Source organism: Sphingomonas sp. AP4-R1 (genome assembly GCF_013113735.1).
In the GTDB taxonomy this organism is placed as follows: Bacteria; Pseudomonadota; Alphaproteobacteria; order Sphingomonadales; family Sphingomonadaceae; genus Sphingomonas_I.
This window is the reverse complement of record NZ_CP053346.1, coordinates 3,356,948-3,378,849: the sequence shown is the minus strand read 5'-3', so window position 1 is coordinate 3,378,849 and position 21,902 is coordinate 3,356,948. Positions and strand designations below refer to the sequence as shown.

Annotated in this window: 25 protein-coding genes; 11 read left to right on the top strand and 14 right to left on the bottom strand. The window is 66.9% G+C overall.

Annotation, left to right across the window (positions count from 1 at the left end; genetic code table 11):
* Positions 1–103: 103 nt before the first annotated feature.
* Positions 104–1,099: an adenosine kinase gene (locus tag HL653_RS15725; protein ID WP_171745354.1), complete on the bottom strand. Its 996-nt coding sequence runs from the start codon at positions 1,097–1,099 to the stop codon at positions 104–106.
* A gap of 96 nt (positions 1,100–1,195) precedes the next feature.
* On the opposite strand from HL653_RS15725, the gene HL653_RS15720 reads away from it, so the two are divergent.
* Complete coding sequence (locus HL653_RS15720) at positions 1,196–1,627, top strand: hypothetical protein (protein WP_253716947.1); 432 nt, start codon at positions 1,196–1,198, stop codon at positions 1,625–1,627.
* On the opposite strand, the gene HL653_RS15715 is transcribed toward HL653_RS15720, so the two are convergent.
* From HL653_RS15715 to queG, 3 genes are all read right to left on the bottom strand, one after another.
* Complete coding sequence (locus HL653_RS15715; RefSeq protein ID WP_171745353.1) at positions 1,572–1,952, bottom strand: VOC family protein; 381 nt, start codon at positions 1,950–1,952, stop codon at positions 1,572–1,574. The genes HL653_RS15720 and HL653_RS15715 overlap by 56 nt on opposite strands.
* A 66-nt stretch (positions 1,953–2,018) precedes the next feature.
* The gene (locus HL653_RS15710) at positions 2,019–2,294 is read right to left on the bottom strand and encodes a hypothetical protein (protein WP_171745352.1); all 276 of its coding nucleotides are present in this window, start codon (positions 2,292–2,294) and stop codon (positions 2,019–2,021) included.
* A 200-nt stretch (positions 2,295–2,494) separates the two neighbouring features.
* On the bottom strand, positions 2,495–3,625 hold the full coding sequence (queG, locus tag HL653_RS15705; RefSeq protein WP_171745351.1) for a tRNA epoxyqueuosine(34) reductase QueG: 1,131 nt from the start codon (positions 3,623–3,625) through the stop codon (positions 2,495–2,497).
* Positions 3,626–3,841: 216 nt separating this feature from the next.
* On the opposite strand from queG, the gene HL653_RS15700 reads away from it, so the two are divergent.
* From HL653_RS15700 to HL653_RS15655, 10 genes are all read left to right on the top strand, one after another.
* Positions 3,842–4,753 carry an ABC transporter ATP-binding protein gene (locus HL653_RS15700; RefSeq protein ID WP_171745350.1) on the top strand — a complete coding sequence of 304 codons (912 nt, stop codon included), beginning with the start codon at positions 3,842–3,844 and terminating at the stop codon, positions 4,751–4,753.
* Complete coding sequence (locus HL653_RS15695; protein WP_171745349.1) at positions 4,750–5,898, top strand: ABC transporter permease; 1,149 nt, start codon at positions 4,750–4,752, stop codon at positions 5,896–5,898. The genes HL653_RS15700 and HL653_RS15695 overlap by 4 nt, the downstream gene beginning before the upstream one ends.
* A gap of 38 nt (positions 5,899–5,936) precedes the next feature.
* Positions 5,937–6,425 carry a peptide-methionine (R)-S-oxide reductase MsrB gene (gene msrB, locus HL653_RS15690; protein WP_216600036.1) on the top strand — a complete coding sequence of 163 codons (489 nt, stop codon included), beginning with the start codon at positions 5,937–5,939 and terminating at the stop codon, positions 6,423–6,425.
* Between the two features lie 153 nt (positions 6,426–6,578).
* Entirely contained in the window at positions 6,579–7,577 is a 999-nt protein-coding gene (locus HL653_RS15685; RefSeq protein WP_171745347.1) for a PhoH family protein, read from the top strand.
* Positions 7,578–7,623: 46 nt separating this feature from the next.
* Complete coding sequence (locus HL653_RS15680) at positions 7,624–7,884, top strand: type II toxin-antitoxin system VapB family antitoxin (RefSeq protein ID WP_171745346.1); 261 nt, start codon at positions 7,624–7,626, stop codon at positions 7,882–7,884.
* Positions 7,881–8,276 carry a type II toxin-antitoxin system VapC family toxin gene (locus tag HL653_RS15675; RefSeq protein ID WP_171745345.1) on the top strand — a complete coding sequence of 132 codons (396 nt, stop codon included), beginning with the start codon at positions 7,881–7,883 and terminating at the stop codon, positions 8,274–8,276. Before HL653_RS15680 ends, HL653_RS15675 begins: the two co-directional genes overlap by 4 nt.
* On the top strand, positions 8,273–8,782 hold the full coding sequence (ybeY, locus tag HL653_RS15670) for an rRNA maturation RNase YbeY (RefSeq protein WP_171745344.1): 510 nt from the start codon (positions 8,273–8,275) through the stop codon (positions 8,780–8,782). The genes HL653_RS15675 and ybeY overlap by 4 nt, the downstream gene beginning before the upstream one ends.
* A gap of 8 nt (positions 8,783–8,790) precedes the next feature.
* Positions 8,791–9,669 (top strand): hemolysin family protein, encoded by an 879-nt coding sequence (locus HL653_RS15665; RefSeq protein ID WP_171745343.1) that lies wholly within the window; start codon positions 8,791–8,793, stop codon positions 9,667–9,669.
* A gap of 141 nt (positions 9,670–9,810) precedes the next feature.
* Positions 9,811–11,142 (top strand): sorbosone dehydrogenase family protein, encoded by a 1,332-nt coding sequence (locus HL653_RS15660; RefSeq protein WP_171745342.1) that lies wholly within the window; start codon positions 9,811–9,813, stop codon positions 11,140–11,142.
* Between the two features lie 56 nt (positions 11,143–11,198).
* Positions 11,199–11,459, top strand: coding sequence for a polyhydroxyalkanoic acid system family protein (locus HL653_RS15655; protein ID WP_253716945.1), 261 nt, complete (start codon positions 11,199–11,201; stop codon positions 11,457–11,459).
* Between the two features lie 19 nt (positions 11,460–11,478).
* Here HL653_RS15655 and HL653_RS15650 read toward each other — a convergent pair whose 3' ends face one another.
* The 10 genes from HL653_RS15650 to HL653_RS15605 form a co-directional block, all read right to left on the bottom strand.
* Entirely contained in the window at positions 11,479–12,759 is a 1,281-nt protein-coding gene (locus tag HL653_RS15650) for a glycoside hydrolase family 27 protein (RefSeq protein ID WP_253718117.1), read from the bottom strand.
* A gap of 240 nt (positions 12,760–12,999) precedes the next feature.
* Positions 13,000–15,342, bottom strand: coding sequence for a TonB-dependent receptor (locus tag HL653_RS15645; protein ID WP_171745340.1), 2,343 nt, complete (start codon positions 15,340–15,342; stop codon positions 13,000–13,002).
* A gap of 142 nt (positions 15,343–15,484) precedes the next feature.
* The gene (locus tag HL653_RS15640) at positions 15,485–15,940 is read right to left on the bottom strand and encodes a hypothetical protein (protein ID WP_171745339.1); all 456 of its coding nucleotides are present in this window, start codon (positions 15,938–15,940) and stop codon (positions 15,485–15,487) included.
* Between the two features lie 56 nt (positions 15,941–15,996).
* A complete protein-coding gene (pstB, locus tag HL653_RS15635; protein ID WP_171747022.1) occupies positions 15,997–16,788 on the bottom strand; it encodes a phosphate ABC transporter ATP-binding protein PstB in 792 nt (263 codons plus the stop codon).
* 37 nt (positions 16,789–16,825) lie between these two features.
* Positions 16,826–17,668 (bottom strand): phosphate ABC transporter permease PstA, encoded by an 843-nt coding sequence (gene pstA, locus HL653_RS15630; protein ID WP_171745338.1) that lies wholly within the window; start codon positions 17,666–17,668, stop codon positions 16,826–16,828.
* Positions 17,668–18,615, bottom strand: coding sequence for a phosphate ABC transporter permease subunit PstC (gene pstC / locus HL653_RS15625; protein WP_171745337.1), 948 nt, complete (start codon positions 18,613–18,615; stop codon positions 17,668–17,670). The genes pstA and pstC overlap by 1 nt, the downstream gene beginning before the upstream one ends.
* On the bottom strand, positions 18,615–19,661 hold the full coding sequence (gene pstS / locus HL653_RS15620) for a phosphate ABC transporter substrate-binding protein PstS (RefSeq protein ID WP_171745336.1): 1,047 nt from the start codon (positions 19,659–19,661) through the stop codon (positions 18,615–18,617). Before pstS ends, pstC begins: the two co-directional genes overlap by 1 nt.
* 286 nt (positions 19,662–19,947) lie before the next feature.
* Positions 19,948–20,688 (bottom strand): Crp/Fnr family transcriptional regulator, encoded by a 741-nt coding sequence (locus HL653_RS15615; protein WP_253716943.1) that lies wholly within the window; start codon positions 20,686–20,688, stop codon positions 19,948–19,950.
* Between the two features lie 140 nt (positions 20,689–20,828).
* Positions 20,829–21,455, bottom strand: a complete 627-nt coding sequence (locus HL653_RS15610; protein ID WP_171745335.1) for a cytochrome C biogenesis protein — start codon at positions 21,453–21,455, stop codon at positions 20,829–20,831.
* Positions 21,452–21,796, bottom strand: coding sequence for a cytochrome c-type biogenesis protein (locus HL653_RS15605; protein ID WP_171747020.1), 345 nt, complete (start codon positions 21,794–21,796; stop codon positions 21,452–21,454). The genes HL653_RS15610 and HL653_RS15605 overlap by 4 nt, the downstream gene beginning before the upstream one ends.
* Between the last annotated feature and the right edge of the window lie 106 nt (positions 21,797–21,902).

The following is a 21,902-nucleotide window of genomic DNA, read 5'->3' as shown; positions in this document are numbered from 1 at the left end:
ACAGCCTCGAACCAACCTTCTCCGCGCCTCCGCGCCTCCGCGTGAACCGTTTTTGCGCGCGAAGGCGCGGAGACCGCGGAGGAGACGGGCTTTCAGGGAAAGATCAGCCCAGCTTCTCGGCGATGAGCTTGTCCAGCGCCACTTCGGGCCGCGCACCCCAGTGGGAGATGACTTCAGCGGCGGCGATCGCGCCCATGCGCAGGCTCTCTTCCAGCCCCTTGCCGTTCACATAGCCCACGAGGAAGCCGGCCGAGAACAGATCGCCCGCGCCCGTCGTATCCACGATCTTCTCGATCGGCTCGGCGGGAACGCTGGCGGTTTCGCCACCTGCCACGGCGATCGCGCCGTCCGCGCCGCGCGTCGTGACGAGCAGTTCCACCTTCGAGGCCGCGAAGGCCACCGCCTCGTCGAAATTCTCGGTGCCCGCCAGCGCCAGCACTTCCTCTTCATTGGCGAACAGGATGTCGATGTCGCCCGCATCCAGCATCGCCAGGAAATCGGCGCGGTGGTTGAGGATGCAGAACACCGCCGACACGCCCAGCGCCACCTTGCGGCCAGCGGCCTTGGCCATGCGGATCGCGCGCTTCATCGCCTCGCGCGGCTCGGCCGGATCCCACAGATAGCCTTCGAGCAGCAGCACCTTGGCATTGGCGATCTCGGCCTCGACGATCGCGTCCTGCGGCAGATATTGGGCGGCGCCGAGATAGGTGTTCATCGTGCGCTGGCCATCCTCCGAGACGAGGATCAGGCAGCGCGCTGTCGGCGCTTCCAGTTCGCGGGCCGGGGTGACGAAGGTGACGCCCTGCGCACGGATGTCGTGCGTGAAGACTTCGCCCAGCTGATCGGTCGCGACCTGGCCGATGAACGCGCACTTGGCGCCGAGCGAGGCGGCGCCCGCCAGCGTGTTCGCCGCCGACCCGCCGCTGATCTCGCGCGCGGAGCCCATCGCATCATAGAGGCCCTTCGCCTGATCGGCATCGATCAGCCGCATCGAGCCCTTGGACATGCCATGCTGCGTCAGGAATGCGTCGTCGGCCGAGGCCAGAACGTCGACGATGGCATTGCCGATGGCGACGATATCGATGGTGGGTTCGCTCACAAATGTCTCCGAGGAATGATCGCTCCGGCCTAGAGACAGCGCGCCCCGGCGGCAACCGGCTTGCCCTGGCGCAGCGGGGGCGCAAGAGAGCGAAGGATGCAGCGTTTCCATCCCGCCTCCCCGCTTCTGCTCGTGCTGGCGCTCGCCGCCTGCGGGCCGACCGCGCCGCCCGTCTCGACGCCGCCACCGCCGCCGCTGCGCCCGGCGGCGCCCGCTCTGGGCCTCGATCGCGTGATGGGGCAGACCGCTCCGACGCTGACCACCCTGTTCGGGCCGGCCGCGCTCGACATACGCGAGGGGAGCGGGCGCAAGCTGCAATATCGCTCGCCCGCCTGCGTGCTGGATACCTATCTCTATCCGCCGGCGGGCGGCGGCGAACCCAAGGTGACGTGGATCGACACGCGCACGCCCACCGGCGCCGATTTCGATCGCGCCTCGTGCATCGCCTCGCTGGCGCGCACGGCCGAGCCGGTCAGGCCGCCTCGTACAGCTCCAGCGGCAGGCCGTCTGGGTCGGCAAAGAAGGTGAATTTGCGATCGGTGTAGGGATCGATCCGCACCGGCTCCGTCACGATGCCGTGGCTTTCCAGCCGCGCCACCTCGGCCGCGATATCGTCGACGACGAAGGCGAGGTGGCGCAGACCGCACGCCTCCGGGCGGCTCACCCGCGCGGGCGGCGACGGGAAGGAGAACAGCTCGATCTGGGCATTGCCCGCGTCGAGATCGCATTTCCATGAGTCCCGCTCGGCCCGATAGGCTTCGGCGAGGACGGGGAAGCCCAGCACCTGGGTGTAGAAATGCTTCGAGCGATCATAATCGGAGCAGATGATCGCGATGTGATGAATGGCGCGCATAAGGGAGCTTTTAGGTGGTCGGGGGCGCGGCGGGAATGGCTGTCGGTCAACGGCTGCTGAGGGTGGTTAGCGGACAGTCCTGTTTGTCAGGTAGGCGTCCTGCTCCGCCACTTCTTCCTCGCTATAGAAGTGGTCGGGAACGCCTTCGGTCGGCTGGTATTCGCCGTAACCAAGCCGGTCGTTGTGCATCCGCATCGCTTGATGCCATGACGACGCGTGAACGCTGAAAACGAGGCGAGCGCCGGGTGTGAGGATCGAGCGCAGCTGGTCGGCGCGCTCGCGAACGGGGCCGAACTCGCCCCCGTTTTGGTTCTCCCAATATTCATGCAGCAGGTTTGCCATGTGCATCGGTTAGCCCGATCGATGTACGACCGCTATTGGGGCGATAGCCGCCATTCCTCGCTCGTCATCCCGGACTTGATCCGGGATCCCGCTTTTCTTCTGCAGGGCGATCGAGGAAGCGTCACCCCGGATCAAGTCCGGGGTGACGGGGTTCGGGAAGGTGCGCCGCGAGGCCATGGACGACCGGCGGCGTCGGGTACTCACCCCGAACGGAGCGCATCCCACTCTTCGATCACCGACGTTTCGGTCTCAACGCCCTTCTTCCACGCCGCCGCCCTCGCTCGTTCCGGATCGAGTTTCCCCAGCGCCCAGATCGCGGCGCCGCGCACCACGGGCGCCGGATCGTCGAGCAGGCGTTCGGCGGCGGCCGTCAGCGCTTCGTCTCCGCTGTTGCCCGCGCAGATCAGGGCGTTCCGCACCATCCGGTCGCGGCCGATGCGCTTGATCGGGGAGCCGGCGAACACCTGCCGGAAGGCGGGCTCGTCCAGCGCGAGCAGGTCCGCCAGTTCGGGCGCGGCGAGTTCGGCGCGGGCGGCGAAGGCGCGGTTGGCGTGGGCCCCCTCGGCGAACTTGTTCCAGGGGCAGATGGCGAGGCAATCGTCGCAGCCATAGACATGATTGCCGATCGCCTCCCGAAACTCGCGCGGTATCGGGCCCTTATGCTCGATCGTTAAGTAGGAGATGCAGCGTCGTGCATCCAGACGATAGGGCTCGGGAAAGGCCTGCGTGGGGCAGATGCGCTGGCAGGCGTCGCACGATCCGCAGCGATCCTCGGCCGCCGGATCGGGCGCGAGATCCAGATTGGTGAGGATCGCGCCGAGCAGCAGCCAGCTGCCATGCTCGCGGCTGACGACATTGGTGTGCTTGCCCTGCCAGCCCAGCCCCGCGCGCATCGCCAGCGGCTTTTCCATCACCGGCGCGGTATCGACGAACACCTTCAGCTCCAGCGCCTGCCCCTGCGCGACCAGCCAGCGGGCGAGCGCCTTCAGCGCCTTCTTCACGATGTCGTGATAATCCTGCCCCTGCGCATAGACCGAGATGCGGCCGATGTCGGCCTCGTCCGCCAGCAGCATCGGATCGGCGGGCGGGGCGTAGCTCATGCCCAGCATCACCGCCGATCGCGCGTCGGACCACAGGGCCGTGGGGTGCGCGCGTTGATCGGCGCGCTCCTCCATCCAGCCCATCTCGCCATGCGCGCCCTCCGCGATCCAGGCATGCAGCCGCTCGCCCGCCTGCCAGCCCGGCGTGACCGAGGCGATCCCGCACTGGACGAAGCCAAGACGCGCAGCCTCGGCCTTCAGGCGGTCTTCGAGGGTCGGGGTGTCAGGCACGAAGGGGCCTTAGCAGGTTCAGGGCGGAGCGCCGCCCCTCTCGTTCTTCGTCATGCCGGACTTGTTCCGGCATCCACCTTTCCTCGCACGCCTCGGCCTGCTGCGCTTGTCGCCCGGTGGCCCCGGAACAAGTCTGGGTGACGGTCGGGTGGAACGATAGCGGAACGCCAAGCCCCGCTGGCATGCGGCACGGCGCAGGGCTATGAGCGCCTCCCCATGCGCGATCTCGCCATCACGGCCACAGGGCTCACGAAGACGTTCGGCGGCATGGCCGCCATCAGCGGGATCGATCTCGCGGTGCCGGCGGGCAGCATCTACGGCATTCTCGGCCCCAATGGCGCGGGCAAGACGACCACGCTGCGCATGCTGCTCGGCATCATCGATCCCGATGGCGGCGAACGCTGCCTGCTCGGGGCGGCCGATCCGCTCGCGGTGGCGCCTTTGGTCGGCTATCTGCCCGAGGAGCGCGGGCTTTATCCAGGCATGACGGCGCGCGAGGCGATCGCCTTCATGGGCGCGCTGCGCGGGCTGCCGCTGGCCGAGGGGCGCCGTCGCGCGGTCGCTTTGCTGGCCGAACATAGCCTGCCCGCCGACCGCGCGATCCGGACGCTGTCCAAGGGCATGGCGCAGCTTGTCCAGTTGCTCGGCACGATCGTCCACCACCCGCGCCTGATCGTGCTGGACGAGCCTTTTTCGGGCCTCGACGCGATCAACCAGCAGAGGCTGGAAGGGCTGATCCGCGCACAGGCGGCGGCGGGCGCCACGATCCTTTTCTCCACGCATGTCATCGCGCATGCCGAGCGGCTGTGCGAGCGGATCGCGATCATCGCCGGCGGCCAGGTACGGTTCGAGGGCGAGATCGACGAAGCGCGCGGCCGCCTGCCTTCACGCGTGCGCCTCGCCACGCGCGCGGCAGACGGGCCGTGGCGCGCGGCGCTCCCGGCCGATGCCGTCCAGCGCGAGGGCGCGTGGGAGTTCCAGCTTCCCCAGGAGGGCATCGAACCCTTGCTGGCCGCCCTGATCGCGGCGCGAGCCGGGATCGAGACGCTCGCGATCGAGCCGCCCAGTTTGCACGAGGCGTTCGTCGCGATCGTCGGCGCCGAACCAGAAGCGGAGCCGACCACATGAGCCGGCTGCTCCGCTCCGCCTGGGTGATCGCGCGGCGCGATTATGTCGCGACGGTCTGGTCGCGCACCTTCCTATTCTTCCTGCTCGGGCCGCTAGTGCCCCTGCTGTTCGGCGGCGGCTATGGCGCGATCATGGCGACGCAATCGTCGCCCCGCCATAGCGGCCAGTCCGTCCAGCTCATCCTGTCCCGCGCCGATGCGGATGCGATGATCGCGGCGCGCGCGGTGCTGGCCGAGCGGCTGGGCGAGACTGCGCTTCCCCGCCTGCAGAGACAGGCGGAGAAAGGCGAGCAGCCCGTGCTGACGGGCTCGCTCGACGCCCCCACCCTCTCCGCGCCCGAAGATGCTTTGCCGCGCCTCTCCGGGCGGATCGGCCTGATCGTGGATCGCGCGCGGGCCGAGCGCGCCGTGGGCCATGCGCTGCCGCCGCCGGTCCACATCACCACCCGCGCCGATGTGCAAGCGGAGCAGCGCGACGACAGCCGCCTCGATCTCGCGCGCGGCGCGCAGTTCGTGCTGTTCTTCCTGACGATGCTGTTGGCCGGCATGATGATCTCCAATCTGGTCGAGGAGAAATCCAGCAAGGTGATCGAGCTGCTGGCCGCCGCCGTGCCGGTGGACGCGATCTTCCTCGGCAAGCTGGTGGGGATGCTGTGCGTGTCGCTGACGGGCGTGGCGGTGTGGACGAGCGTGGGCGTGGTCCTCGCGGGTTTCCTGCCGCCGCAATTCGCCCTGCCCGCGCCCGCCGTCGGCTGGCCGGTCTTCCTGGCGCTCGGCATCGTCTATTTCGGGAGCGTCTATCTGCTGATCGGCGCGCTGTATCTCGGCGTCGGCGCGCAGGCGGGCAGCGTGCGCGAGGTTCAGACGCTTTCGATGCCGCTGACGATGGCGCAATTGCTGATCTTCGGACTCGCCTCCGCCGCGGTCGGCAAGCCCGATGGCGCGGTGGCGATGCTCGCGGCCGCCGTGCCGTGGACCTCGCCCTTCGCGATGCTGGCTCGCGCCGCGCAGTTTCCGGCTTTGTGGCCGCATCTGCTCGCCCTGCTGTGGCAGGTGGCGGCGCTGGCCGTGATGGTCCGGATCGGCGCGCGGCTGTTCCGTCGCAACGTCCTCAAATCCGGGCGCGGGACGTCGGTGAAACCTTGAGCGGCTTTCCACCGTATAAGGGTGGGAGGAGACGCATGATGCGGGTTTCACGGCGCGAGGCAATCGGGGCAATGGGCATGGCATCGGCCGTGGCCCTGTTATGGACGTCGCAGGGCGGCGCGGCCGAAACCCGCTACGAGTTGACCTTATCCGATGCCGAATGGCGCAAGCGGCTGTCCGGCCCCTCTTATTCGGTTCTGCGCAAGGCCGCGACCGAGGCGCCCTATTCCAGCCCGCTCAACAGCGAGCATCGCGCGGGCATCTTCTCCTGCGCGGGCTGCGCGCTGCCGCTCTTCTCGTCCAAGACCAAGTTCGACAGCCATACCGGCTGGCCGAGCTTCTATGCGCCGCTGGCCAAGGCGGTGCTGGTCACATCCGATTACACGATCGGCATGGAGCGCACCGAAGTGCATTGCCGCCGCTGCGGCGGCCATCTCGGCCACGTCTTCGACGACGGCCCGCCGCCGACGGGCAAGCGTTACTGCATGAACGGCCTGGCGATGACGTTCGCCCCCGGCAAGGCCTGAACGCCCCCTTGCGATGGCGGTCTGCGGATGCAGGCGAAATAGTCGCACCCGCCATCCGATCTGCAACGCAGGATCCTCTTTCGTCACAATCGCACTGGCAATCGTCACACATCGGGCCCACATTCCCAATCGACTCGTGCCGTAAAGGACAAGATGAGCCGCAAGCCAGTCCCCGCCCGCGCAGGCGACAGTGCCCGCCTGGAAATCAGCTTCGAACGCCCGCAGTTGCTGGGCCGCCTTTTCGGCGAATATGACAAGAATCTCATAGCGATAGAGCATCGTCTGGGCGTCTATATCTCGGCCCGCGGCAACAAGCTGCAGATCGAGGGTGAGGCCGAGGCGGCGGGCCGCGCGCGGGATGTCCTGTCCGGCCTCTACAATCGCATCGTGCGCGGCGAGGATATCGACGCGGGCATGGTAGATGCGGTGATCCAGATGTCGTCCGAGCCGACTTTGGACGGCATCATCCGCAACGATGTGTCGGCGCCGCCCCAGGTGATGATCCGCACGCGCAAGAAGACGATCGTGCCGCGATCGCCCACGCAGGCGCGCTACATGGAGGCGCTGGGATCGGCCGACCTGATCTTCGCGCTCGGCCCGGCGGGCACCGGCAAGACCTATGTCGCGGTGGCCCAGGCGGTGCAGCAGCTGATCCAGGGATCGGTGCAGCGCATCATCCTGTCGCGCCCGGCGGTGGAGGCCGGCGAGCGGCTGGGCTTCCTGCCCGGCGACATGAAGGAGAAGGTCGATCCCTATCTCCGCCCGCTCTACGACGCGCTGTACGACATGCTCCCGGCCGAGCAGGTGGAGCGGCGGATCGTGTCCGGCGAGATCGAGATCGCGCCGATCGCCTTCATGCGCGGCCGCACGCTCTCCGATGCGTTCGTGATCCTCGACGAGGCGCAGAACACCACGCCCGCGCAGATGAAGATGTTCCTCACCCGCTTCGGCCAGAACAGCCGGATGGTGGTGTGCGGCGATCCGCGCCAGATCGACTTGCCCGATATCGGCAAGTCGGGCCTGGCGGACGCGGTCAACCGGCTGGAGGGCATTGGCGAGATCGCCACGATCCGCTTCGGCGCGGCCGATGTCGTCCGCCACCCGATCGTGGGCAAGATCGTGCAGGCCTATGAGGGGCCGGACGACGCTTGAAGGCACGGGATATCCCAAGTAGGATAAGGATATCCCGGAGCGCGATATGGCATCCCTGTTTATCAAGAGCGACGAGGCGGCGCAGCTGGCCAGCGAAGTGGCGCGGCTGCGTGGAGTGAGCAAGAGCGCCGCCGTGATCGACGCGCTTCGCAAGGAGCGCGACGCGCTACAGCCGCCAGCCCGGCGAAGTGCGGATGAGTTGATCGCCTGGCTTGATCAATATCGGGACGAACACCCACTGCCGCCACCAACCGGGCTTAAGGCCGACAAAGCGTATTTCGATGCGTTGTGGGATGATCCGGATTGAGCCTGTTTGTCGATGCATCCGCCCTCGTCGCCCTGATCGCACGGGAGCCGGAGCGCGATGATTTCGTGCGAAGAATCGCGGCGGAAACCGCGCTTCTTTGGTCGGCGATGAGCTGCTGGGAGACGGTCTCGGCGCTACGTCGCTCCCACGGATTGTCACTCGATGACGCGCGCCGCGATCTGGATCTGACCACCCGGCATCTCGGTTTCACCCTGGTGCCCATCGGCGAAAGCGAACGCGAGGCCGCGCTCGATGCCTATCAGCGCTACGGCAAGGGCCGCCACCCCGCCAAACTCAACATGGGCGACTGCTTCGCTTATGCCTGCGCGAAGACGAACAACGCCCGCCTGCTTTACAAGGGCGACGATTTCGCCAAGACGGATCTGGCATGATCCACGTTGAAACCGCCGTCGAGGCGCCCTGGACCGAAGCGGGGTGGGACGCGCTCGCAGCCCGCGCCGTCACGGCCGCGCTGTCCGTCACCCCTTATGGCGCGATCGTCACCGCCGGCTACGCGGCCGAGGTTTCGGTGCTGCTGACCTCCGACGATCAGGTCCGCACGCTCAACCGCGAATATCGCCAGAAGGACAAGGCCACCAACGTCCTGTCCTTCCCGATGGTGCAGGCGGACATGCTGGAAGGCCTCGCCAACAGCGACGATGGCGAGGTGCTGCTGGGCGATATCGTCCTGGCCCACGGCGTCTGCGCGGCCGAGGCGGCGGAGAAAGGCGTCACGGTCGAGAACCATGCCACCCACCTGATTGTCCACGGCCTGCTTCATTTGCTAGGCTATGATCATGAACTGGGGGAAGCCGAGGCGGACCATATGGAAGAGCTGGAGCGCGCGGCGCTCGGCAGTCTCGGCATTGCCGACCCCTATATCGTCCGGGAGGACTGAGGGGCGTCATGCCGGAGGGAACTGAAGGCGGTCGATTGTGGGCGGGTCTGCGCGGCCTGCTCTTCGGCCATGAGGCCGAGCCTACGCTTCGCGACCAGATCGCCGAAGCGATCGAGGAACATGAGGAACATGATCACGGCGCGCCCGCCAAGGGCGATCTGTCCGTGGCCGAGCGGCAGATGCTCCGCAACCTGCTGGATTTCGGCGAGCGCACGGCGGGCGACGTCGGCGTCACGCGCGGCGATATCGTCGCGGTGCCGGAGACGATCCCGTTCGCCGATCTGGTGCAGGTGTTCGCCGAGGCCGGGCATAGCCGCCTCCCCGTCTATCAGGACGATCTCGATCATGTGATCGGCATGATCCATGTGAAGGACGTGTTCTTCATCCTGGCGACCGGCGCCGAGCCGCCGGAGACGCTGACGGACCTGATCCGCCAGCCGCGCTACGTGCCGGAATCGATGGGCGTGCTGGATCTGCTGGCGGAGATGCGCGCCACGCGCACGCATCTCGCGATCGTGCTGGACGAATATTCGGGCACCGAGGGCCTCATCACGATCGAGGATATCGTCGAGGAGATCGTCGGCGAGATCGAGGACGAGCATGACGAGGCGCCGACCGCATTGCTGGTCGCGCTCGACGACGGCATCTGGGATGCCGATGCGCGCGCCGAGCTGGAGGAAGTGGCCGAGATCGTCGATCCGCGCCTCGCCGACATCGAGGAGGATGTGGACACGCTCGGCGGCCTCGCCTCCGTGCTGGCCGGCCACGTGCCGCAGGAAGGCGAGACGCTGGAGCATCCCAGCGGCTGGCGGCTGGAAGTGACCGCCGCCGATCCGCGTCGCGTGGAGCGGCTCCGCCTGCATCCCCCGATCATCGCGGCGGGCTGATCCTTCTTACAATCCCGTTTGCACTGAGCCTGTCGAAGTGCTGTTCTTCTTCCCAAGAAAGACGGTGCTTCGACAGGCTCAGCACGAACGGGTGCAATGTGACCGGGTGCCACCTTTTTTCTGTTGGAACGTTACGCCGCCATGCTGAAGCGCATCCTCATCCTCGCCGGCCTGCTGATCGTCGCTCTGGCGGCGGGGCTCTACTTCACGGTGCGCAACCAGCGCGCGCGGCTCGACATCACGGCGGGCCAGGGCACCAAGCCCAAGCTCGATTCGATCCACACCGGGCTCATCCCGCTCGTCCATGTCGCCAAGGCGGTGGGCTGGAAGGCGGGCGAGATGCCGACACCGGCGGCAGGCCTGAAGGTGCAGCCCTTCGCGACCGGCCTCGATCATCCGCGCTGGCTGTTGCCCCTGCCCAATGGCGACGTGCTGGTGGCGGAGACGAACGCCCCGCCGAAGCCCGAGGACAATAAGGGCCTTTTCGCGAAGGTTCAGGGCCTCATCATGAGCCGCGCGGGCGCCGGCACCAAGACCGCGAACCGCATCACCCTGCTGCGCGACAAGGATGGCGACGGCATCGCCGAGACGCGCAGCACATTGATCTCGGGGCTGAATTCGCCCTTCGGCATGGCACTGGTGGGCACCACGCTCTACATCGCCAACACCGATGCGATCGTGAGCGTGCCCTTCATGCCCGGCCAGACGCAGATCACCGCCAAGCCCGTGAAGCTGATCGATCTGCCCGGCGGCCCGATCAACCATCACTGGACCAAGAATATCGTCGCCAGCCCCGACGGCAAACTGCTCTACGCGACCGTCGGCTCGAACAGCAATGTCGGCGAGCGCGGCGCCGCGGCGGAGAAGGACCGCGCGGAGATCATCGAGATCGATCTCCAGACGAAGGAGCATCGCGTCTTCGCCTACGGCCTGCGCAATCCCAACGGCATGGCGTGGGAGCCGACGCGCAAGACGCTGTGGACCGTCGTCAACGAGCGCGACGCGCTGGGTTCGGACATCGTCCCCGATTATCTGACCGAAGTGCAGTTTGGCGGCTTCTATGGCTGGCCCTGGTATTATTGGGGCGGCGCGCCCGATACCCGGCCGAAGGATCCGGACGATCAGGACCTGCAGCAATATGTGATCCGCCCCGATTATGCGCTCGGGCCGCACACCGCGTCGCTCGGCCTGACCTTCTCGGAGGGCCCCAAGCTCGGCCCGCAATTCGCGGACGGCGCCTTCATCGGCCAGCATGGCTCGTGGAACCGCAAGCCCTTCTCCGGCTACAAGGTGGTGTTCGTGCGCTTCGTGAAGGGCCGCCCGGTCGGCCTGCCCGTCGATGTGCTGTCCGGCTTCCTCGATGCCGACGAACAGGCGCGCGGCCGCCCGGTGGGTGTCGTGATCGATCGCACGGGGGGCCTGCTGGTGGCCGACGATGTCGGCAACGCCGTCTGGCGCGTCAGCGCGAAATGAACCCGGTCACGATCGATGTACCGCACCGGTTGGGTCGGGCCGGCGCGCGGGAACGGATGAAGGCGCGCGTCGGCGAACTGGCCGGGCACATTCCCGGCGGCTTCGCCGAGGTCCAGTCCGCCTGGCCGAGCGAGGACGAGATGGTCCTCAATATCCGGGCGATGGGTCAGGAGATCGCCGCGACGCTGGAGGTGCAGGATGCGCTCGTCCGCGTGCATCTGGTGCTGCCCGCGATGCTGGGCTTCTTCTCCGGCGCGATCGAAGCGGCGGTGAAGGACGGCGGCACGCGCATGCTGGCGGACAAGAGCGGCGGCTGAGCCCACCGTGCGCTGCGGGTCAGCTGACCCGCAGCAGACATGATCCATGCGCGGGCAACGTCCGGCTGACCTTTTCCGAGACGGCGCCGAGCGCCTCGCCCGACCACAGATCGCGCATCGTCCTGCGGGGGTCGAGCCCTGCACTCGCCGCCGATACGGCCACGTCAGCGGGCGCATTCTTCAGGTTGAACAGCGCGAGATAGGCCGCCCCGCCTTTCCCCGCCCGCGCGACCCACGCCCGGCTTCCTTCCGGCATCGCCAGCGGCCGGTTGCCGGTCGACGCCTGGTTCACCGCGATCACGTCGCGATTGGTCAGCAGCCGGAGCGTGGGCGCGTCGAGATGGCGCAGATCCCCGCCCATGATGAGCGGGGATCGCGCGATCGCCCAGAGCGTCATCAGCGTCTGCTGCTCGTCGGGAGTGAAGCGGCTGTCGCGCTTGCCGAGCGCCAGCCGGCCGAGCGGCAGCATGTCCGCATCGGGCCATGCCCCCGGCTTCCGATAGGGCGTCCAGCGCTCCAGCCGATCGAACTGCGCACGCAGCATCGGCCATTCGTCCCAGAAATCGTCGCTGATCCGCCACATCTGCGCGTGGGTTGAGACATGGGGCCCCTCCTCCACCGGCGTCTCGCCCGGCGACAGGCTCAGGATGATCGGCCGCCCCGTCGCGAGAATCGCCTTGTGCGCCGCCTCGATCTCCGCGCGGTGCGGCGCATAGGGGCGGCTCATATCGTCCATCTTGATGAAATCGACGCCCCACGACGCATAGAGTGCGAAGACGCTGTCATAATAAGCCTGCGCGCCGGGCTTCGTCATGTCGACGCCGTACATGTCGGGGTTCCAGTCACAGATGCTGGAGCGATCTGCGATGTCGGCGGCACGGACGGAGGTGCCGAAGACGGGCAGGTTGCGCTCCACCGCCAGCCGGGGAATGCCGCGCATCAGGTGAATGCCGAACTTCAGGCCGAGCGCGTGGACCTTGGCGGCGAGCGGTGCGAAGCCCTTCCCGCCCGCACTCGACGGAAACCGGTTCGGTGCGGGCACCAGTCGGCCCGTGCTATCCATCTCCGGGATCGGATGCTTGTTGTAGGTGTAGCTGCTGGCGTCCGGCTCATACCATTGGATGTCCACCGTGAAGACATCATAGCCGAACGGGAGCAGTCGGGCCGCCATGATCTCGGCGGTCTCGATCGCCTGTGCCTCGGTGATCGTAGTGGCGAAGCTGTTCCAGCTGTTCCACCCCATCGGCGGGGTCGGTGCGAGCGCCACGCCCCGATCGGCGCGCGCCGATACGCGCGGCATTCCCGCCGCCGTCGCGATCGCCGCCGCGCCGCCCAGAAAAACGCGTCGTCCGATCGCCATCGCCCGTTCACCCATCCCCGCCTCCTTGACCGATCCCTCCGATCTTATTTGTAGGAGTAATATAGCGGCGACGCCGCTTCAATCCCGTCCCGAAGAAAAGACCGTGCCGAACGCGCCCAACGAAAACGGCTGCGGAGTTTCCCCCGCAGCCGCTTCCTTTTTCCGCCGGTGGTGTGAACGTCAGCGGAAGCTGGCGCTCAGTTGCACGCCGATGATGCGCGGTTCGCTATACACGCCCGCCATGTAATTCTCGATCACGCCCTTCAGGTTCTTCTCGTTGGTGATGTTGCGGACGAACACCGCCGCCTCATAACCATTCCAGCTGTAGCCGGCCTTGGCGCCACCCTCGAAATTGCCCTTCGAGTAGAACTCCTTGGTCTTGTACAGAACGAAGTTCGTATAGCCCTGCACGTTCCAGTCGGTCGCGACGAAGGCCTTGCCCGGACCGATCGGCAGGTCGTAGCGGGCGGTGAAGTTCAGATTATATTTCGGCGCGTTCGGCAGCGGATTGCCGTCGATCTGCGCGAAGTTGGTCTGAACGCCGAACAGCGGGCGCTGGATCAGCGGATCCTGCACGGTGCAGACCACGCGGCTGACGCCCGCCACCGTGAGCGCGCAGACCTGCGCATAGACATTCTTGTCCTTGATCTCGGTGTGCAGCAGGCTGAGGCCGCCCGTCAGCGTCAGGTTGCGGATCGGGCGCAGCTCCATATCCGCTTCCATGCCGTAGGCGTCCGCCTTGTCGGCATTGAACAGCACGCCGTTGCCGTTCGAGTCGTTGCCGTTCAGCTGGATGTTCTTCACGCGATAGGCGAAGCCCGTGATGTTGAAGCGCAGCTTGTTGTCGAGCAGGCTGCTCTTCAGGCCGGCCTCGAACGAGGTGTTCGTCTCGGAATTCGCAGTCGTGAAGTCCGAATTGAACACGGCCGAACGGCCCTGGATCGTCGGGCCACGGAAGCCGTGCGCGACGCGGGCGTAGAGGCTCACCTCGGGCGTGACCTGATAGAGCGCGCTCACATCCCAGCTGGGCTTGGTGTCCGACATCTTCACGTAACGACGCGCCGTGGCCGGATAGGAGTCCACGCCGAGCGCATTGCGCGAGCTCTGCACCAGACGGGTCGACTTGGAGTCGCGCGTCTCGCGCACGCCGCCGGTCAGCGTCAGCTTGTCGGTCACCTGATATTTCAGCTGACCGAAGATGCCCCAGCTCGTGTTGATGTCGTGCAGCAGCACCCAGTTGTTCGGGTTGCGGGCGGCGACGCCGGTATTGAGGAAGAAGCCGCGCTGATCGAACTCGGTATTGTCACGCGAGTCGAAATAGATGCCGCCGACCTGCCAGCTCAGCGGGCCCGAGCCGTTGCTGGCGAGGCGCACTTCCTGCGTCCACTGATCGAGATTGCGCAGGCGGCCCTGGCTCTGGCCGTAGAACAGCGCGCCGTCCTTCGCGAGGTTGACCGTCGCGGCGCCGCCGTCCGTGTCGCCGCGGCTGTAGCCGTTGGCCGTCTCGTAGGCGGTGATCGAGGTGAGCGTCGCGAAATCCAGATCCAGCGACGCCTTCATCGAGCCGCCATAGGTCTTGTAATGCTGCGGGTTGTTGCCGCCCTCGTCGAGCGCGACCTGGCCGCGATCGAAATTCGCGGGCACGTCGTTCGTGCCCTTGGTGATCGAGTTGCGATAGAAGATCGTCGACGTGCCCTTATAGTCGCGCGCCTGGCCCGAGAGCAGGACCGAGAGGCGATCGTTCGGCGTCAGCAGGAACTGCAGGCGCACGTCCTTCTCGTCGAAGCCGCCGAGCGCATTCTTCTTGGGCGAGACGGTGTCGTCCGTCTTCGGGCCCACATAGACATTGTCGACCCAATCGTCGCGATGCTGGAACAGGCCGGACAGGCGGAAGGCGATCTTGTCGGCCACGATCGGACCACCGACGCCCGCATCGACGTTCACCGAATTCTTGGTGCCATAGGAAACCGAGCCACGGCCTTCCCAGTTCATCGTCGGCTTGTTCGTATCGAACTTGATGATGCCGGCTGTGGTGTTGCGGCCGAACAGGGTGCCCTGCGGACCACGCAGCACTTCGACCTGCGCGATATCATAGACCGGGTTCGACTTCAGGATGACGTGCTCCAGCACGACCTCGTCCTGGATGATCTCCACCGGCTGCGAGGCGCCGAGGTAGAAATCGACGTTGCCGAGGCCGCGAATGTAGAAACGCGGGAAGATGCGGCCCGTGGTCGATTCCACGTACAGGCTGGGCACGCGGCCCGAGAGGGTCAGCAGCGTATCGTCGCCGCCCGCCTGGAAATCGCGCACCGCGTCGCCCGAGGCAACGCCGACCGAGATCGGCACGTTCATCAGATTTTCGCTGCGGCGCTCGGCGGTGACGGTGATCGTGCCGAGATCGCCTTCGTCGGCGGCGGCCGTGGTGGTCGTCGGCGTCTGGGCGACGGCTGCGGCGCTACCGAGCGCGACAAAAGCTACGCCCGCCAACAACTTGGCGGAACGACCGACACTATTCAAAAACATGGAAATGGCCCCTTTGCTGGCCGCCTCAGCGGCTCGGGCCGTCCCAAGCATGATTGCCGTGACAATTCCAAGTCACGTGTGGCCAGATACCGATTCGTGCGCCAACCATTTCCAAACTGTTGCAGGGACAGCACAGCCACCCTCAGTTGAGCGCCCTCTCGACGGAATCCTGCATGGCGGGTGCGAGACTGGCCACATAATCGCGGCAGCCCTCGGCGCCGGGGCCATCCAGTCGGCGGCATTCGCGCATGCCCTGCACTTCGCGATCGGCCGCCCACGCATAGCCGTCGCCATAGGCACGATCGTCGTTCGCGATCGCGATTTCGCGCTCGGTCGCCGCGTCGCTTGTGTCCGCGCCGCTATCGGAGCGATCGTCGGGTTCGGAGGTCAGGGCGATCTCGCGCGGAGGTGCGTAAACGGCCGGATAGGCGGCGGGCTGCTCGGGCACGGGAGCCGGCTGGTCATAGACCCGCGCGGGATGGGTGTAAGAGGCGCTGGTCCAAGAGGCCTTGGTGTGCGTCGGCGGCAGCAACAGCACCACGCTGCCGACGAACAGGCCCGCGCCCACCGCGCTGCTGACTGCCGATATCCTATCCATGCCGGGTTCAACGCGCGAGCCGCGCGCGGGTGCCATCCCGGCGAAGGTGAGGAGGCCTAGCCGAAGCGGCCGGTCAGATAATCGCGCGTCTGCGTCGATCGCGGCTTGGAGAAGAGCGCGTCGGTCGGGCCGAATTCCACCATCCGGCCGAGATACATGAAGCCGGTATGATCGGAGATGCGGCTGGCCTGCTGCAGGTTGTGCGTCACCATCACGATCGTCAGGTCGCGCTTCAGCTCGAACAGGGTCTGCTCCAGCTTGGCGGTCGAGATCGGATCCAGCGCCGAGGCAGGCTCGTCGAGCAGCAGCACCTGCGGGCTCACCGCCAGCCCGCGCGCGACGCACAGGCGCTGCTGCTGGCCGCCCGACAGGCCGAGGCCCGATTTGGCGAGTTGGTCCTTCACCTCGTCCCACAGCGCGGCGCGACGGAGCGCATGCTCGACGATGTTATCCATGTCCGCCTTGCTCTTCTTTTCGTAGAGGCGGACGCCGAAGGCGACATTGTCGTAGATCGACATCGGAAACGGCGTGGGCTTCTGGAAGACCATGCCGATGCGCGCACGCAGCGCGGAGAGATCGGACGTGGCCAGCACATCCTCGCCATCCAGCCGGATCTCGCCCTCGGCACGCTGGCCGGGATAGAGGGCGTAGATGCGGTTCAGCGCACGCAGCAGCGTCGACTTGCCGCAGCCGGAGGGGCCGATCAGCGCCGTGATCCGGTTGCGCTCGACCACCAGATCCACGCCGAACAAAGCCTGCGTCTGGCCGTAATAGAAATCGAGGCCGCGCGCCTCCAGCACCACCGTCGAGGGATCGGGTTCGCTGATCGGGCGATCCGTGGCGTTCATCTGATCGGGAAAAGGCGGCATGGTCATGCGGGATCGCTCACGACAAATGGCTTTCGCGGGCCAGGATACGCCCGATGATGTTCACGACCAGCACCGCCACCGCAATCAGCAGCGCACCGGCCCAGGCGAGGTTCTGCCACTCGTCATAGGCCGAGAGCGCGAACTGGAAGATGGTGGTCGGCAGGCTGGCCATCGGCTGCGACGGATTGGCATTGTAGAATTGATTGCCGAGCGACGTGAACAGCAGAGGCGCCGTCTCGCCGCTGATGCGCGCGAAGCCGAGCAGGCCGCCCGTCAGCAGGCCAGTGCGTGCCGCACGCCATACGATCCGCCGGATCACGAGCGCCCTGCCCGCGCCCAGCGCCATGCCCGCCTCGCGCAGCGCCGCCGGCTGGAGCAGGAGGATGTCCTCGGTCGTTCGCACCACGATCGGCGTGGCGACGAAGGCCAGGGCGACGGCGCCCGCATATCCGGAGAAGCCCTGGAACGGCGCCACCAGCAGCTCGTAGACGAACAGGCCGATCAGGATGGACGGGGCCGACAGCAGCACATCATTCAGGAAGCGCACGATCGCGCCGGCCTTCGTGCCCACCGCATATTCGGCCAGCCATGTGCCGGCGAGGATGCCAATGACGAGCGCGGCCGCCATGCCCATCCCGCACATGATCAGCGATCCGACGATCGCGTTGCGCAGGCCGCCCTTCGATCCCGGCGCCGGCTGATCGATCGTGAAGAGCGTAGCGCCGATCCCGCTCAGCCCCTTGCTGATCAGCGTCCACAGGATCGCCACGAGGAAGGCGAGCGCGATCGCCGTGGCGAGCCCGCACAGACCCACGAAAATGCCGTTCGCCAGCTTCCTCTGTGCCGCACGCGACTGCATCAGCGCTCGCTCCCCTGCAGCAGGAAGCGGGCCAGCGCGAGCACGGCGAAGGTCATCAGGAACAGGATCAGCCCCAGCGCGACCAGCGAGGCTTCATGCAGCACGCCGGTCGCTTCGGTGAATTCGTTGGCGATCGTCGAGGCGATCGTCGAGCCGCCGTCGAACAGCGAGCGCGGCATCGCATGCGCGTTGCCGATGATGAAGGTGACGGCCATCGTCTCGCCCAGCGCGCGGCCGAGACCGAGCATGATCACGCCGATCATGCTGCGCTTCACCGACGGGATCGTGATCGATCGCACCACCTCCAGCGGCGTGCAGCCGAGGCCGTACGCCGCCTCGCGCACCTGCGCCGGCACGGTGAGGAACAGTTCGCGGAACACCGCCGCCATATAGGGCAGGATCATCACCGCCAGCACGAGCGAGGCGGTGAAGATGTTGGCGCCGTTGGGCGTGCCGGAGAAGAAGGCGTCGGCCCAGCTGCCCGGCGTGGTGGAGAGCGCGATCGGCAACTGGATATGCTCGGCAAACCACGGTGCCAGCACGAACAGACCCCACATGCCGTAGACGATCGAGGGAATGCCCGCGAGCAGCTCGATCGCGACCGCCACGGGCGGCGCGAGCGTCGCCGGACAGAATTCCACGAGGAAGATCGCCACGCCCAGCGCCAGCGGCAGCGCGAACAGCAACGCGATTCCGGCGGTCACGATCGTGCCCACGATCGGCCCGGCCGCGCCATAGATCTCCGTCACCGGATTCCAGGTTGCCGTGAACAGGAAGCCGGGACCGAAGGCGCGGAAGGCCGGCCAGCCGCCGATGGCGAGGCTGACGACCACGCCCGCGAGCGCCGTCATGAGGAGAGTCGCCGCCGCCGCGCAGGCGAAGCGGAACAGGGTTTCCCCCGCCCCCTGCCGCTCGGTGACCGTACCCGTGGAGAACAGACTGGCCATCAGCGCGCCCCGAACACCGGCTTGCCGTCCACGCTCACGACGCGGGACCACTGGCGGATCAACAGCGTCTGGATGGCGGTGGGGATCGGCACGAAGTCCATGGCCTTGGCCATCGCATCGCCCTTGCGATAGGCCCAGGCGAAGAAGCGCAACGCCTCGCGCACGCCATCCGGATCGCTCGGGCGGCGCGGCACGAGGATGAAGGTGGCGCCCACGATCGGCCACGCATCCACGGCGGGCTCGTCCAGCAGCAGCACGTAATTGCCGGGGCTGCGCAGCCAGTTCGCGCTCGCCGCCGCCGAGGCGAAGGTGGCGGCCGTCGGCATCACGAAGCGCCCCGCGCGATTCTGCAGCGAGACGACGACCGATCCATTCTGCTTGGCATAAGCATATTCGACATAGCCGATCGCGCCCTTCGTCTGCTTCACGAAGGCGGAGACGCCGTCATTGCCCTTGCCTCCGAGCCCGGTGGGCCAGGCGACCGCGTCGCTCGCGCCCACCTGCGTCGACCAGTCCTTGCTGCGCGCCGCGAGATAGGAGGTGAACAGGAAGGTGGTGCCCGATCCGTCCGAACGGTGGACCACGGTGATCGGCAGGTTGGGCAGATGCAGGCGCGGGTTCAGCGACGCGATCGGCGGCGCATTCCAGCGGCGGATATTACCCAGATAAATGCCCGCCAACACCTCGGCGCTCAGCCGGATCTGCCCCGGCCGCGCGCCGGGCAGATTGATGATCGGCACGATGCCGCCCGTCAAAGTCGGGAATTGATAGAGGCCGGCCTTGGCCAGTTCGTGCGGCTTCAGCGGCTTGTCGGTCGCGCCGAACGCCACCGTGCGCGCCTTCACCTGCTTGATGCCGCCACCCGATCCGATCGCCTGATAATTGAGGCTCACGCCGCTTTCCGCGCGATAGGCCTCGGCCCATTTCGCATAAGCCGGCGCGGGAAAGGTGGCGCCGGCGCCCGCGATGGTCACGGCGCTCGCGGCCGCGCACAGCATCGTCGCCAGCAACAGAGCGGCGAGCGAACACAGGCGCGTCGGCAGCATGGCGTCTCCTGAAAAATGGCGGCTGCGGCGGCAACCGGGGCGGATGGGATATCGGCCCGTGACGACCGCTCTGGGTCCAATTTATGACAAATACGTGACAATCACCATGTCTTGCGGCGGTTCGTGATCGCGCGCGCCCGCAGACGCAGGAGCGCAACGTAGCGAATGCAGCGCCTGCAACCCGGGCTCCCGCTTTCGCAGGAGGGGATCCTGCTCGTTCGACCCGGCAAGGAAGCAACGCGCCAATACGGTCGGACCATGCGCCCTTTCGCGCATTCCGCGGAAATCAGCGCGGCTCCTGCTCCAGATAAAGATAATCTGGGTTAAAGCCCGCGATGCGGCGCAGCGCGTTGAGATCCCCGATCGACACATGGCCCGATCGGAAATCGACGATCCCGCCTTCGCGCAGATGGCGCAACGTCCGATTCACGTGAACCGGCGTCAGCGCGGTCGCATCGGCCAGATCGATCTGCGTCAGCGGCAGCGCGAATTCGTGCGTGTCGGCAAGCCCGACCACTTCCAGCCGGATCTGCAGTTCGCAGAACAGGTGCGCGATCCGGCCCGCGGCGGTGCGCCCCAGCGACGCGATCCATTCGCGGTGAATGGCGGCATCCACCATCGTCGAGAACCACAAAAGGCGCGCGAGATGCGGATGCTCGCTCGTCATCTCCCGCAGCACGGGATGCGGCGCCTCGGCCAGACGCGCCGGAGAGAGCGTGACCACCTCATGGTCGAGCGACTTCAGCAGCAGGCCGTGCAAATCGAGGAAATCGCCCGGCACATGGATCGCCAGGATCTGGCGACGGCCGTTCGGCAGCTCGGTCTGGCGGGCGACCAGACCCGAGATGAGCAGCTGGCTCTTTTCGAGATGCTCGTGCGGCCGCGCCACCACGGCGCGGTTCGCATAATCGCGCACGTCGGAGATCACGCCCGCCAGCGCCGAAATCTCGGTTTCGGACAATGTATCGGAACGACGCAGCCGATCGACCAGCGGGCCGATGACACCAAGTGGATGAGCGTTGGTCACATTATGCGGATCGACAATGGAGCGGCGCTCGGACTGAGGTGAATTACCGGCTCGATGTAGCGCGCACTGGGCCGTCTGAATAGGCCCCACTTCCGAAATCATTACGTAACGCCAATGACTTGCTCTATGTTAAGCCGTCTTCAGCGGAGACTTCGCGCCCGATCGATCGCGGCCAGTTTCTGCTCCACGTCGGATCGCCACGCGGCGTCCGCCGGAGCTTTGGCCAGCAGCCCGCGCCAGCTCTGCTCGGCACCGTCCAGATCGCCCGACTGCGCGAGTGACAGGCCGAGGAAGTAAGCCGGCGCCGGGCTCTGCGGTGCCAGCTGCGACGCATGCTGGAAGGCATAGCGCGCGGGCGGCGTCACCAGCCCGTCCGCATAGAGCGAAATGGCGTTGCCCAGCCCGATCCAGAGCGTCGCGCTCTTCGGCCGATGCTCCAGCGCAGCGCGCAATATGCCGATCGCATAGGCCGGATCGCCGCTGCGGATCAGGCCGTCGGCCGCGTCCAGCGCCTGCGCGTCGACACCCACCTGCTCCAGCCACTTGCCGCGCTCGTCTCCGAACAGGTTGGCGGGCGCGGGCCGATTGTCGCGCGGGCCGGTGGGCTTGCCCGCCAGCATCGGGCTGCCCTGCCAGGCATAGCCCGCCAGCGCGACCAGCACGGCGGCCGCGATCAGCTCGCTCACCATCCGCGCCGGCCGGATCACGACCCACAGGCCCGCGCCGAGCAAGGCCGCGAGCAGCGCCAGGATCACCCACCCGTTCATCGCCGCCGCCTCTTCAGGCTGCCGAGTGCAATCACGCCGCCGATCGCCAGCAGCACCAGCGGCGCCAGCCACAGGATCGCAGTGTCGGCGCCCAGCTGGGGCTTGTACGATACCCAATTGCCATAGCGCTCGATCAGCCAGGCGCGCACCGCCTCCGGGCTCTCGCCCGCCTGGATGCGCTGGCGCACGAGGCTGCGCATGTCGGCCGCGAGATCGGCGTTGCTGTCCGCGATCGACTGCCCCTGGCAGACGAGGCAGCGCAAAGTCTCCATCAGCGCCTTGGCCTTGGCCTCCTGCGCGGGATCGGGCAGCTGGACGTTGGCGAGCGGCGCGGTGGGCATCGTGCTGGCGGCGAAGACGGGAGTGACGATGGCGAGCGACACTGTGGCCAATGCCGCCCAGCCACATATCCGGTTGGTTCGAGCCACTTCGAGCTTGTCGAGAAGC